Here is a 12664-nt window from a genome sequence, read left to right as displayed (position 1 = left end):
ATGGGTCCCATAGGTGCCGCCCTGCTTCTCGAGTGGACTCAACGCTGGGAAGCCACCATTTGGGCGCTGGCCGCGGAAGCAATACTTCTTGCGGTAGCCGGACACCTCGCAGTAAAAGGACGCCTCATCTCCGTGGAGGTGAGCGACGAGAGTCTTCCGGGGCCGAGCCGGGCTTCCTCGGCACGAAGTGGCCCGGGTTAGGAAGACGGCCCTTCCCCTCTGGTTCACCGTCTCATCAGCATGCCCGGATCCGGATTGTTCACCCCACGCTTCCCGCCCCTATGCTCGTGGCCTATCAGAGAAGTGCCGGGTGTCCGGGATGCCGGCGGGCGAGGCTATCCAGCGGCTGGAGCAAAATGGATTCGTTGCCGTCCTTCAGCGGCGCAGTGGTGCACCGCGGGACGCTGGCTCTGTCTTAAGGCCGTCGCTGCGAGAGCGGCAGCAATGCGAGTTGCCGACGGCTGTGCAGGGCGCCTGCGTGAGCCCCTTGCGGCCTCGCGTTCGGCGATTGAAGAGGTTCGACCGCATCAGGCCTTGCTGTTCTGCAGTGAAATACATTCGAGAATCGTCCGGCTCCAGGTCGCCGCCGTCTGACGGATTCCATGACGCCGCTTCTTGGACGGACGCGCTGGACCCCCGGGCTGGCGCAGAACCGGAGCAATGAGCCGCAACACGAAGAGCACGCGGCCCTGTGCAGCCCAGTCGGCGAAGGTCGCCCCCTATGCGCTTGCACGCACACATTAAGTTGAGCCGCGAGTCGCTGCCTGCCCAGCTCAGCAAGACGGTGGACCCTTAGGCCACTCCCATGGCAACTGGCTCCTGTCAGGGGACGTTAACTGGCCCTGTCTCAAATGGTATACCAGAACTAATGTTGGCTCCACTTGAGATAACGGACTCAAACAACAGGCGGGTCAACAGTGCTTCTCGTTCAGTTTGTGCTTCCGCTCATAATCCAACCATCCGAATTTAGGAGTAACTGTGATCGGAAGTCGCTGGTCCTTGGGCGTTGCGATGGGAATCCCTGCCCTGGCCATACTTGTCGGACTCCCGCTAGTTAGTAACAACCCTCATACCGTCATCGGGATACCAATGGTGTTTGCCTGGTTGTTTGCCTGGCTACCTCTGACGTCCCTGTGCTTCTGGATCTCATGGCGCTACTTGGAAAGCGCCGCATATCGTCGACTGGAAGGAGAAACCGAATGATTGCGGTTGTTTTTTTCAGTATCATCGCTCTCTCGATCGGCGTGGCCTTGGCAGCGCGACGCGGCGTGACAACCCGCGGACCCTTGGGCACGTTGATTGCAGGCCGCTCTCTGCCTGGCTGGCTGATCTTTTTCCTCGCGGTAGGCGAGATATACAGCGTCGGAACGATGCTCGGTTTTCCGGGCGGTATCTACGCGAAGGGAGCCTCATACGGAGTCTGGTTCATTGGGTACATTCTCTTGGGCTATGTCTTCGGGTACTTCTTGGCACCTCTGGTCTGGCGCGCCGGCAAGGTTTACAACGCGGTAACCGTGCCGGACGTCATGTATGGCCACTACAAAAACCGGCTTCTCGAAAAGCTGGCCGCGTTCACTTTCGTTCTGGCTCTCATACCTTGGGCTGTGTTCCAGTTCGTTGGACTGCAAACAGTTCTGAGCGGTCTCGGACTGCCGTTGAGCCGGCTCGGCATCATCGTCGGGTCTGCGGTGATTGCCTTCCTGTATGTAGCCATTTCCGGAATGCGCTCGACCGCTTTCGTCGCCATTGTCAAGGACTTGTTTATGTTCTTGGGAATAACCCTTGCTGGAATTGTTGCCGTAATTGCCGCCAAGGGAATCCCCGGGATCTTTGAAGAGGTAGCCACGAGGCCGGACATGACCACGGTTACTGGCGGTGCTCTTATCTTTGCGATGTCGACCATATTCGTACAGTCGATTCAGTTTTACCTGACCTTTCCCGCGCAGTTCCTCTTCGCCGCAAAATCGGAAAGTTCTATCAAGAAGTCCGTTATTTGGATGCCCTTGTATATGCTCATGTACCCGCTCTTGGTATTCGCCGCGTATTACGGCATCAGCCACGCGCCCAACCTGTCGAACCCGGACGATGTCTTCCTGGCGGTCACCCGGGATCTCGCGCCCGAATGGATTGTCGGCCTGGTAGCCGCCGGCGCCGGGTTGTCTGCCCTGATTGTTCTTGCGGGGAACTCATTGATGTTCGGCGGAGTCCTTACCCGCAATCTCGTCCCGACACTCTCTAAATCCAAGTCTTCCCATAGCGTGAAACTGGTCATGGGACTTTTTCTGGTCTTCACAGCCACGCTGTCTACTTTCACTTCCTCAATCATGCTCACCTTCTTAAATCTGGCCCTGGCTTTGACGGCCCAGCTCGTCCCCGCATGGTTCGGTGTCATGTTCTTCAGGAGATTCAAGGCGCCCGCTCTCTCTGCGGGAATCGTGGTCGGTTGTACCCTCGTGACGTTCTTCTACTTCACAAAGCTTGTGCCCGGCAACCTCAATACCGGACTTATTTCGCTGGCGGCTAATCTATCGGTTGTCATACTCCTCAGCCTCATCTTTAAGGGGGGCACGTCCCAACACATGCCGGTTGCTATGCGGGCAAAAGACATCCTCGGCAAAGCCGCTGAGAGTAAGAAACCTGTCCACGAAGGTAGCGACGAGGTCCCTGTTGCACCCGCCGGGGTCACTGTTTCAGGTGCCGGCAGAGCCATCAATGAGGAGGGCTGATGCAGCCAAACACCAACTTGCTTCTCCAGAACGTCCGTCGTCCATCAGACGCCCGGCCGGTTGACATATAGGTCACGGATGGACACATTGTGGCAGTCGGGAAGCTGCATCCCGGACAGACCCAGGGAGAAGTAATCGACTGTCAGGGCGGGCTCTTGCTACCCGGGCTCGTGGACAGCCATTGCCATATCGATAAGACGCTCTGGAGCGGCCCATGGATTCCGCACACTGCAGGTCCCAGTGTCGCCGAGCGTATAGCGGATGAAAGGCTCCGCCGCCTTGATGTTGGCTATCCTTCCTTGGACCGCATCACGGCACTGTTGGAGCAAATGTCCGTGGGTGGAACGACAAGCATCCGAACGCATACGGATGTTGACCCGGAAGTCGGGCTCGCCGGAATAGAGGCTGTGCAGAAGGCGGCACTGTCCCTAAGGGAACGCATCGATGTTCAGCAGGTCGCCTTCCCGCAGCAGGGGGTGGTAACGCGCCCGGGAACAGCGTCGTTACTGAAGGATGCCCTTGATATGGGAGCTACGGCCATTGGCGGCGTCGATCCGGCAGGCTTTGACGGCGACCCTAATGGCCAGCTTGATGCCATATTCAACATTGGCAGCAACTCCGGGTGTGACATTGATATCCACCTTCACGACCCAGGGGAACTTGGCGTCTGGCAGGTACTCCAGATCATTCAGCGGACCAAGGGGATGGGTATGGAGGACAGGGTCACGATCAGCCACGCATTCTGCCTTGCTGATATGCCCGCTCCTGTGCAATCCAAAGTATTTGATGGCTTGGCTGAAGCGCGCATTTCATTGACTACGGCAGCCGTGTTCAGCCGCCCGGTGCTGCCGCTGAAGATACTTGCGGAGTACGGAATAAACGTCGGATGCGGGAACGACGGCATTCGGGACCTGTGGTCTCCCTATGGGAACGGCGACATGCTCGAACGTGCCATGTTCGTTGCCTATCGCGGAGACCTTGGCGTGATCAGGACATTGAGATGGCCCTGGACACGGCTTCATATAACGGCGCGAAGATCCTAGGGCTCGAGAAGTATGGTTTGGACGTCGGATGCAAGGCTGACCTTGTTGTGGTCCCGGCGCGCAACGTAGCTGAAGCTGTGGTGAGCCGTCCTTTGCGGAACTTGGTGGTCAAGAACGGACAGATTGTCATGAACCTGGGGTTCGGCGATTGAAGATTTGGAAAGCGTTTTCGCCCACCGACGGAAGGACCTATAAATGACCCTCATTCTCACAGCGTCCGAGCTCCACACGTTAGCCGACATGCCCAGAACCATCAAAGCGGTAGAAAGTGCCTTTGCGGACATATCAGCAGGCCTAGCGCACCAGCCGGCACCGGCTTCCCTTAGCCTTCCCCCATCCGGGGGCCGGTTCATTCCGATGTCGGCTTTATCTGCGGCCGACGGACTTGCATCTGTGAAGTTGCTCGCCGATATTCCTGCGAATTCCGATCGTGGGTTGCCAACGCAGCGGTCAACAATCGTACTCGTTTCCCGGTCCACGGGGGAGACGCTGGCGATCCTTGACGGCCGCATACCCACTCGAGTCCGCACGGCTGCAGCCAGCGCCGTTGCCAGCAAAGTGCTGGCGCGGTCTGACAGTTCGGTCCTCGGGCTCGTGGGCGCGGGCGCCCTGGCAGTCGCGCACGTCCATGCAATGCTTGCCGTTCTTCCTATAAAAACAGTCGTGGTGTGGTCCCGCACAGCTGAAACCACCGACGCGTTCCAGCGTCAGGTCGCCGACCTCGAGTTGACGGTGGTGGTCGCAGCCTCTGCGCAGGATGTTGTGGAATCGGCCGATGTTCTGTGCACCCTCACTCCGGCTTCGGAACCGGTGGTTTTCGGCAAATGGTTCAAGCCTGGGCTGCACGTCAACGCGGTAGGGGCCCGTCCCCGCCCGGAAGATCGTGAAATAGATTCTGCTGGGATGGTTCGTTCCCGAGTATTTGTGGACAGCTTGCCGACGGCGACGACGAAGTCTGGTGACCTGATGATTCCTGTAAGTGAAGGGGTCATGAGCGTCGGCGATGTGAGGGGTGAGCTCGGTGACGTCATCACGGGGAAGGTGCTCGGCCGGACCTCGAGGGACGACATCACGCTCTTCAACTCGGTGGGAATTGGAGTGCTGGACTTGGCCATCGGCCGAATTCTTTACGACAGTGCCGTGGAGCAATCAATGGGACTTGAGTTGGACCTGAGTCGCTGACTTTGGCGGACCGGCTGCACGGTCGGACTGCGCCACATGCCTTCAGTCCTTATCGAAGGCGGAGTCCCGGCTCCGACGTGAGACTTCACGTCGGAGCCGGGGGTCCTTGGTCCTGGCGTCCTTCTTCGGTTGGCTTTGCTCCGGACTACGAAGCCAAGGAGGCCGTTGTGCTGCTTGGTGGAAGAACGCCCGCCTGGTCGAGCAAAGGCCAGAAGCCGGGACCCGCTCTGGCTGACTACTTCGACGCCGCGACCATCGGCGGCACGGTGCGGCAGGTGCCGATACGTTCGTGGCCGGACGCCCCCGTCGTCGTTGGAGGCCCTCTGCCCGGAGTTGACCTGGATGCGTTGCGGGCTGAAGGACAGCGGCTGGATGTCCAGATGCGGGCAGCTTACTCCCTACGGGACGCCCAACACCGGGAGGCCGACGAGCTCTTCCCGCCCACCTTTGCCGCGGACGTCGGCGTAGTTGCCGCCAAATCCATCCATGATCGGTTTGACTCTATGCAGTCACTGCATAGATATCGAAGGCCGGCTAAGGGGGTTGCGCGCCAACTCTGGCAGGAAAGCCGCGTCTTGCTGTGAAAGGGGATCCAGTTCACCAACCGCTTGCCTCTCACCTAACGGTCGTGGTGGGAGGTCTTTACGACCCGAGAAGATCCAGGCGAACCGCTGAGCTGCGCAAATTGCGGCAGCGACACCACAAGGACTATTGGCCCATCGGCGCGGTTCAGCCACTATCAGCAGCAGCGATCTGGGCGGAAAATAGGTCTCTGGCGGCCTGCAGATCAGTGATTTCGAGGGCTCTGAGCACCAGCCGCAAAGCCCTGGGCAGCAGCCGACCAGACGCCATTGGGTTTCCTTTGGCACTTCTGCCGACGGAAACCACGCCGCTATTGCAGACCCCTGCAGCGTGTTGCGCGCCCAACACCACAGTCGCCCTACTTGGGGTCGCCTGAAATGTGAAATGGGATCGTTGTGATCTTGGATGCGACTCCGATGGCTTCGAGATCTTGTGCATCAATCGTGCCGTCACCGTTGGCGTCCGCCACGACGCCCGGGGCATCGTTGTAGATACCGTCGTGGTTGAGGTCGGCGATCACAGCAACGGTCAGGGTGCTGTCCACGTCCCGACCGGCAATTGGGGCGCCGACGATCCAGGAATCCCAAATTTCAGCGCCCTTTTTCGAGCGGTCAGTCACACCGGTGAGATTGAACAGGTTGGCCAGGTTTGTGCCGGGACCAGAGAAACCCTTGATGGTGCTGCTGGTGGTGGAGACGAGTACAACGAGGCCCGGCAGACGGTCATCCTGACCAGTGGAAAACGAGCCGGGAAAGGGCGCGGTGTTCGCATGCGCGGCGGGCCCAGTGAGCTGTAGATCGGAGAAGCCTGCTGCGGCCAGGCCGCCGTCGTATCGCACGCTCAGATCTACCAGCCATCCAGCACCAGAGATTCCGGCGGTGCCCCCTTTGCGAGGAGCAAACACCTCGATTTCCACGGGATGTTTCTCCGATGCGGCAAGGGCACGCGTCTCAGGGCTCGGACCCGCAGCGCCAGCCACGATCGCGCCCCACACCCCCACAGAGCCGGCAACGGCGGCAATTCGACGATTACTGATTCTTATCATGATTCTTCCTCGGCTCGACTTACACATGGAGTAGTGACTATTGCGGCGCCAACCGGTCATAACGACGAAACTCACGCGTATGGAGGTTGGAAACTGAATTGCGCTCACCGCGGTCTAGCCCCGAGCCAACATAAGCCAGGGCAGCCCGCTCTAAATTTCGGTGGGTTGGATTAACCAGGTTGTCAGCAGGGGACTCCAAGGAGGATGGTTTCTCGGCGATTGCCGGCAAAGCAGGCATCATCGTGCGCAGCCAGCCCAGCCCCGGCTTTCGGGGTCCTGTTGCGATTGGGCTGTTGCACTGACCAGCTTTGCTTTTCTCCTACGCTGCCGCGAGTTCTTCGGCGGTGGCTTTTTCGCGGGCTTCGGTGAGGTAGAGGGCGTAGGCGGGGAGGGTGAGGAAGGACGGGAAGTCCTGGGCCAGGGTGACTTCTTCGAAGATGTCGCGGGCGTCTTCGAAGCGGTCGCCGTCGAAGCGTTCGAGCCGCGCGAATTCCTCGTCGAGGAGTTCCTCGATCCAGTGGTGGGTGATGATTTCGCCGTGGTCGGTGATGGCGCGGGCGTAGATCCACTGCCAGAGCTGGGAGCGGGAGATTTCCGCGGTGGCGGCGTCTTCCATGAGGTTGTGGATGGCTACTGCGCCGTTGCCGCGGAGCCAGGATTCGATGTAGCGGATGCCTACTTCGATGTTGTTCCGGATGCCTTGTTCGGTGATGGTGCCGGTGGTGGCGGCGACGTTGATGAGGGCGGCGTCGTCGGGGGTGATGTCCTCGCGGGTGCGGTCCAGCTGGTTGGGCTTGTCACCGAGGATGCTGTCGAACACGTCGCGGCAGACGGGCACCAGGTCGGGGTGGGCCACCCAGGAGCCGTCGAAGCCGTCGTTGGCTTCGCGGGTTTTGTCCGCGCGGACTTTTTCGAGGGCGTTGGTGTTCGCTTTGGGGTCTTTGCGGTTGGGGACGGCTGCGGCCATGCCGCCGATGGCCATGGCGCCGCGTTTGTGGCAGGCGCGGACGAGTTGTTCGGTGTAGGCGCGCATGAAGGGCTGGGTCATGGTGACCTGGGCCCGGTCCGGGAGGACGAAGCGGGGGCCGCGGGTGCGGAAGTTCTTGATGAGGGAGAAGATGTAGTCCCAGCGGCCGGCGTTGAGTCCTGCGGCGTGGTCGCGCAGTTCGTAGAGGATTTCTTCCATTTCGAAGGCTGCGGTGATGGTTTCGATGAGCACGGTGGCGCGGATGGTGCCCTGGGGGATGCCGAGGAGGTCCTGGGCGAGGATGAAGATGTCGTTCCAGAGCCGGGCTTCGAGGTGGTTCTCGATTTTCGGCAGGTAGAAGTAGGGGCCTTTGCCCTGGGCGAGGAGGCGGCGGGCGTTGTGGAAGAAGAACAGGCCGAAGTCCACGATGCCGCCGGCGACGGGTTCGCCGTCGATGAGCATGTGCTTTTCGGGCAGGTGCCAGCCGCGGGGGCGGACCACGATGGTGGGCAGGTCACCGGCGGGGCGGAGTTTGTATTCCTTGCCTTCGGGGGAGGTGAAGTCGATGCGCCGCTCCAGGGCATCGGTGAGGTTCAGCTGGCCTTTGATGACATTCCGCCAGGTAGGGGTGGAGGAGTCCTCCATGTCAGCGAGCCACACCTTGGCCCCGGAATTCAGGGCGTTGATGGTCATCTTCTTGTCCACCGGACCGGTGATTTCCACGCGGCGGTCCTCCAGCCCCGGGGCCGGGGGAGCGACGCGCCAGGACGGGTCGTTGCGGATGTGCTCGGTTTCGCGGAGGAACCTAGGGTCCTGCCCGGCGGCGATCTCCGCCCGCCGGGTCCGGCGTGCCTGCAGCAGTTCCTGCCGCCGGGCCGCCGTCGCCCGGTGCAGCCTGGCCACAAATTCCAGGGCGTCCGGGGTGAGCACCTCGTCCTGCCGGCAGATCGGCTGGGCGGTCAACGTAATGCCATTGATCGTAAAGCTGTCAGTAAAGCTGTTCATCTCAGTCTCCTTAAAGACGAAAGGGAAGTTCGACGGCGGGTAGCGGCAGGGTGGGCGAGGAGCCTGCAAAGCCGATGGAGCGGTGATGCGGCAGCCTGCGTAAAGGGGCCCTATGCCCGCCCCCGACCGAGTTCTACGAGGTCATTGGGGCGGGCATGGGGATAGCAGGCAGAGCGACGCCGGTCCGAAGGCGAAGGCGACCGAACCGCCGTCGAACGCTAAGTTTTAGTGGAACTGGCCCTCTTCGGTCGATCCGACCAGGGCGAGGGTGGATGCGTTCGGGTTGAGCGCAGTGGCGATGTCGTCGAAGTAGCCGGTTCCGACTTCGCGCTGGTGCTTGGTTGCGGTGTAGCCGCGGGATTCGGAGGCGAATTCCTTTTCCTGGAGCTCGACGTAGGCGCTCATGCCTTCCCGGGCGTAGCCGTGGGCGAGATCGAACATCGAGTAGTTCAGGGCGTGGAAGCCGGCCAGGGTGATGAACTGGAACGTGAAGCCCATGGCGCCGAGTTCACGCTGGAACTTCGCGATGGTGGCGTCGTCCAGGTGCTTGCGCCAGTTGAACGACGGCGAGCAGTTGTAGGAGAGCATCTGGTCCGGGAACTCGGCCTTGACGGCCTCGGCGAACGTGCGGGCCAGTTCCAGGTCCGGGGTGCCGGTTTCCATCCAGATCAGGTCCGAGTAGGGGGCGTAGGCTTTGGCGCGGGCGATGCAGGGTTCGATGCCGTTGCGGACCTTGTAGAAGCCTTCCGGGGTGCGGACCGGCTGTCCGCCCTCGCGGAGGATGAATTCCTGGTCGCGTTCGTCGACGTCGGAGGTGATCAGGGTGGCGGCCTCGGCGTCGGTGCGGGCAATGACCACCGACGGGGTGCCGGCGACGTCCGCGGCGAGGCGGGCCGCGTTCAGGGTCCGGACGTGCTGCTGGGTCGGGATCAGGACCTTGCCGCCGAGGTGGCCGCACTTCTTTTCCGAGGCGAGCTGGTCCTCCCAGTGAACACCCGCGGCGCCGGCCTGGATCATGGACTTCATCAGCTCGTAGGCGTTCAGCGGGCCGCCGAAACCGGCCTCAGCGTCCGCAACGATCGGGACCAGCCAGTCCTCGACCGTCCGGATGCCCTCGGAGAACTCGATCTGGTCGGCCCGGAGCAGGGCGTTGTTGATCCGGCGCACCACCGTCGGGACCGAGTTGGCCGGGTAAAGGGACTGGTCCGGGTAGGTGTGGCCGGAGTTGTTCGCGTCCGCTGCGACCTGCCAGCCGGAAAGGTAGATGGCCCGCAACCCGGCCTTGACCTGCTGCACGGCCTGGTTGCCGGTCAACGCGCCGAGCGCGTTGGTGTAGCCGCCGGTCTTGTGCTCCTCGGTGAGCTGCTTCCACAGCTTCTCCGAACCGCGGCGGGCCAGCGTGTGCTCCTCGGAGACGCGGCCGCGGAGACGGACGACGTCGGAGGCTGAGTAGTCCCGGGTCACACCTTCCCAGCGCGGGTTGGCGGCCCACTCGAGCTCCAGGGCGGCGGCCTGCTCTGTTGTGTCCTGGCCGGGCGTCTGCTGGTTGGGCTCAAATGCTGCAGTCATCGTTGATCTCCTCGTTGGATTTTGTGTGGTCCTGGGCCGCCGTAGGTGCTCGTTGGCAGTGGCGGTCTGGTGTTTTTTCTGTAACCGTGACTTCTCCGCCACGTCCAGGGCGCCTTATTGGAATGAGCCCAAAAAGTACATGCGCGCGTTCCATGTCCAAGAAAAGCAGCGAAAATATCCGGAGGGGGTGTCGTTGGAAACCACTTGGAGGAACGGGGGGCGAATGCTTTGAACTAGATGAGCTGGACGCCTACGTAAGCCACGACGGCTATCAGTGCCCATGACAACATCGCCGCGGCGACTGCCCTTCCGCCGGTTTTCAGCAGGGAGCGGACTTGCACCGACGCTCCCAGTCCGTAGAGTGCGGCGGCTAGAAAAAGATCCTGGGCCACCCCGGCGACTTGGAGTGCCGCAGGCGGCAGGATCCCTACTGTGCGTAGAACTATTGCGGCCATAAACCCGGCAACGAAGAGCGGAATCAGCGGCGGAAGCTTGGCGTCACCTTCGTCAGCGTTGGTCCCGGCCCGCCGTCGGCGGTGTCTTTCCACGAATGCGGCTCCCGTTACCATGGGCGCAAGCATGAGCACGCGGGTCAGCTTAATGATCAAGGCCCCGGCCAAGGCGGCTGTGCCTGCGGTTTGGGCCGTAGCTACAACCTGTCCAACGTCATGGACGCTCGCTCCCACCCAATGGCCGAATTCAATGTTGTCCAACCCGAGCGGTCCCTTGAGTGCCGGCAGGACACCGATTGCCAGAGTGCCGCAGAGGGTCACCAGGGCAATGGGGACAACGGTGTCCCGGTGGTCGGTCTTGGTCGCTCCGCCCATCGCTCCGATGGCGGACGCACCACAAATGGAGAACCCGGTTGCCAGCAGCAGGGGCTGATTGCCCGGAAGTTTCAGTGCTTTGCCCAGCAGCAGTGTTCCGACAAAGGTTAGGAAGACGATGCCGATGACGATCCCTACTGTTGTCCAGCCCAGCGCGACCACATCGACGAGGCTGAGCTTGAGGCCAAGTAGGACGATGCCCATCCGCATGAGCCGTCTTGCGGAGAGTGCCAGCCCAGGCTGGAGAACTCCTTCAACTGCCGTACTTATCCCTGGAAGATTTGCGGAAAGAATTCCCAGGATGACGGACACGGTGAGGAAGGGCAGCATCGGGACCGCCGAGTGAATCAGCCAGGCGATGGCCACGGCCGCGGCAGCCGCCGCCAGCCCCGGTAGCGTCTTCTGCTGCAGAGCCCGCATGAGGAAGGAGTCATGTCGTCCGCTTTTTGCCGATGTGGCCACGTCTTGGGTCATGGTTCTCTAGAATTCGGCCCGGGCCTGCAGATACAGGATCGGATCGAATCTCCTTTCTTGAGGACAGAAAATGGATGAGCGCCGGAGGCATCTACGGCTCCGGGGGCTCGAGGGGGATGGCTGGAAGTCAGGACGTGGAGGTGGATGACGCTTTGTTATGGCGGTTCGGAAGTGATTGGACGGCGCTCAACAGACCGAGGAAGATGATGTCTTCTGCCCTGCATCCCCGGGACAGGTCGTTCATGGGGGCATTTAGGCCCTGCAGTATCGGTCCCACCGCCACAGCACCGCCGAGTCGCTCCGCGATCTTGTATCCGATATTTCCTGCATCCAGGGTGGGGAAAATCAGCACGTTTGCGCGGCCTGCGACTTCTGACTGCGGCGCCTTCGATGCCCCAATGTGGGGAACCAGGGCAGCATCAAACTGTAATTCCCCGTCGACTTGAAGCAGCGGGTGCCGGTCGCGCAGGATCTTCATTGCATCCTTAACCTTTTCCACGTCCGGATGGGCAGCACTGCCTTGGGTGCTGAAGGACAACATGGCCACTTTCGGGTCCTGCCCTGTCAGCACGTGATGGGTGTGGGCTGCGGATGCCGCTATGTCTGGCAGTTGTTCTGCAGAAGGGTTGGGTACGACGGCGCAGTCGCCGAAAGAAAGTTCTCTTTCGTCCGGAAGTAACATCAGGAAGGAGCCGCTCAATGTTGTGCACGCAGGAGCGAGGCCCACAACGCGGAGAGCTGCCCGTAGGACGTGTGCCGTGGGGCTTCCTGCTCCGGCGACGGAGGCGTCCACGAACCCGGCCCGCAATGCAGCAGCGGCGAGATGAACTGATTCATGCCGCGCCATGGCCAGCTGTTCGGGCCTGCTGGCGTAGGCCTCCTCCAGGCATGACCTGATGGTGGTGTCGTGGGCGAGGCTGCAGCAGTCGAGGATTGTGTCTTCCGGCAGGACACAGCCGACGTCCTTGGCCGCCTGCCTGATCCGGGCACTTCTGCCGATCAACCGGGGTTGAATGATTCCTTCGGCCGCCAGTGCGCTGGCGGCAAAGACGGCCCGTGGATCCTCTCCATCGGCGAATGCGACAACCTTCGCCTGGCCGGACAGTTCCTGGCGCCAACGTTCAGAGGTCGCGATGCCTGGAAGAGCCGCTGCCTGCGCCCGATTCCGATCAATTAGAGCGATTCCCATGGCTCCCCTTCTTGAATTGATCCGTGGGGGTCCGCGACGGCGGACCCCCACCTCT

11 protein-coding genes and 1 pseudogene are annotated in these 12664 nt (G+C 61.3%); 7 read left to right on the top strand and 5 right to left on the bottom strand.

Going from position 1 to position 12664, the window contains the following annotated elements; all coding sequences use genetic code 11:
* The 7 genes and pseudogenes from GK109_RS22165 to GK109_RS21790 all read left to right on the top strand — a co-directional run.
* Positions 1-201: pseudogene (locus GK109_RS22165) on the top strand (hypothetical protein); the annotation flags it as partial.
* A gap of 810 nt (positions 202-1011) precedes the next feature.
* The gene (locus GK109_RS22430) at positions 1012-1203 is read left to right on the top strand and encodes a DUF3311 domain-containing protein (RefSeq protein ID WP_157242475.1); all 192 of its coding nucleotides are present in this window, start codon (positions 1012-1014) and stop codon (positions 1201-1203) included.
* Entirely contained in the window at positions 1200-2726 is a 1527-nt protein-coding gene (locus GK109_RS21810) for a sodium:solute symporter (RefSeq protein ID WP_157242474.1), read from the top strand. The genes GK109_RS22430 and GK109_RS21810 overlap by 4 nt, the downstream gene beginning before the upstream one ends.
* Positions 2727-3025: 299 nt before the next feature.
* Positions 3026-3769: an amidohydrolase family protein gene (locus tag GK109_RS22160; RefSeq protein ID WP_370460758.1), complete on the top strand. Its 744-nt coding sequence runs from the start codon at positions 3026-3028 to the stop codon at positions 3767-3769.
* The gene (locus GK109_RS22425) at positions 3727-3921 is read left to right on the top strand and encodes an amidohydrolase family protein (RefSeq protein WP_370460757.1); all 195 of its coding nucleotides are present in this window, start codon (positions 3727-3729) and stop codon (positions 3919-3921) included. The genes GK109_RS22160 and GK109_RS22425 overlap by 43 nt, the downstream gene beginning before the upstream one ends.
* A gap of 43 nt (positions 3922-3964) precedes the next feature.
* Positions 3965-4951, top strand: a complete 987-nt coding sequence (locus GK109_RS21795; protein WP_157242471.1) for an ornithine cyclodeaminase family protein — start codon at positions 3965-3967, stop codon at positions 4949-4951.
* 167 nt (positions 4952-5118) lie between these two features.
* On the top strand, positions 5119-5535 hold the full coding sequence (locus tag GK109_RS21790; RefSeq protein WP_157242470.1) for a hypothetical protein: 417 nt from the start codon (positions 5119-5121) through the stop codon (positions 5533-5535).
* A 356-nt stretch (positions 5536-5891) separates the two neighbouring features.
* Here GK109_RS21790 and GK109_RS21785 read toward each other — a convergent pair whose 3' ends face one another.
* The 5 genes from GK109_RS21785 to GK109_RS21765 all read right to left on the bottom strand — a co-directional run bounded on the left by GK109_RS21785 (position 5892) and on the right by GK109_RS21765 (position 12609).
* On the bottom strand, positions 5892-6449 hold the full coding sequence (locus GK109_RS21785) for a hypothetical protein (RefSeq protein WP_157242469.1): 558 nt from the start codon (positions 6447-6449) through the stop codon (positions 5892-5894).
* 448 nt (positions 6450-6897) lie between these two features.
* Complete coding sequence (gene aceB, locus GK109_RS21780) at positions 6898-8550, bottom strand: malate synthase A (RefSeq protein WP_157242468.1); 1653 nt, start codon at positions 8548-8550, stop codon at positions 6898-6900.
* A gap of 225 nt (positions 8551-8775) precedes the next feature.
* Positions 8776-10119 carry an isocitrate lyase gene (gene aceA / locus GK109_RS21775; protein WP_157242467.1) on the bottom strand — a complete coding sequence of 448 codons (1344 nt, stop codon included), beginning with the start codon at positions 10117-10119 and terminating at the stop codon, positions 8776-8778.
* Positions 10120-10352: 233 nt separating this feature from the next.
* On the bottom strand, positions 10353-11366 hold the full coding sequence (locus GK109_RS21770) for a YeiH family protein (protein WP_157243236.1): 1014 nt from the start codon (positions 11364-11366) through the stop codon (positions 10353-10355).
* Between the two features lie 181 nt (positions 11367-11547).
* Positions 11548-12609, bottom strand: a complete 1062-nt coding sequence (locus GK109_RS21765; protein ID WP_157242466.1) for a phosphotransacetylase — start codon at positions 12607-12609, stop codon at positions 11548-11550.
* Positions 12610-12664 lie beyond the last annotated feature (55 nt).

The sequence above is a fragment of the Pseudarthrobacter sp. GA104 genome, assembly GCF_009741265.1.
GTDB lineage: Bacteria > Actinomycetota > Actinomycetes > Actinomycetales > Micrococcaceae > Arthrobacter.
This window is presented reverse-complemented; position numbering and strand designations above follow the sequence as displayed.

Excerpts from the sequence above, each read along its gene's own strand:
- GK109_RS22430 (WP_157242475.1), top strand. The coding sequence starts at position 1,012 with ATGGGAATCCCTGCCCTGGCCATACTTGTCGGACTCCCGCTAGTTAGT.
- GK109_RS21810 (WP_157242474.1), top strand. The coding sequence starts at position 1,200 with ATGATTGCGGTTGTTTTTTTCAGTATCATCGCTCTCTCGATCGGCGTG.
- GK109_RS22425 (WP_370460757.1), top strand. The coding sequence starts at position 3,727 with ATGGCCCTGGACACGGCTTCATATAACGGCGCGAAGATCCTAGGGCTC.
- GK109_RS21795 (WP_157242471.1), top strand. The coding sequence starts at position 3,965 with ATGACCCTCATTCTCACAGCGTCCGAGCTCCACACGTTAGCCGACATG.
- aceB (WP_157242468.1), bottom strand. The coding sequence starts at position 8,550 with ATGAACAGCTTTACTGACAGCTTTACGATCAATGGCATTACGTTGACC.
- aceA (WP_157242467.1), bottom strand. The coding sequence starts at position 10,119 with ATGACTGCAGCATTTGAGCCCAACCAGCAGACGCCCGGCCAGGACACA.
- GK109_RS21770 (WP_157243236.1), bottom strand. The coding sequence starts at position 11,366 with ATGCGGGCTCTGCAGCAGAAGACGCTACCGGGGCTGGCGGCGGCTGCC.
- GK109_RS21765 (WP_157242466.1), bottom strand. The coding sequence starts at position 12,609 with ATGGGAATCGCTCTAATTGATCGGAATCGGGCGCAGGCAGCGGCTCTT.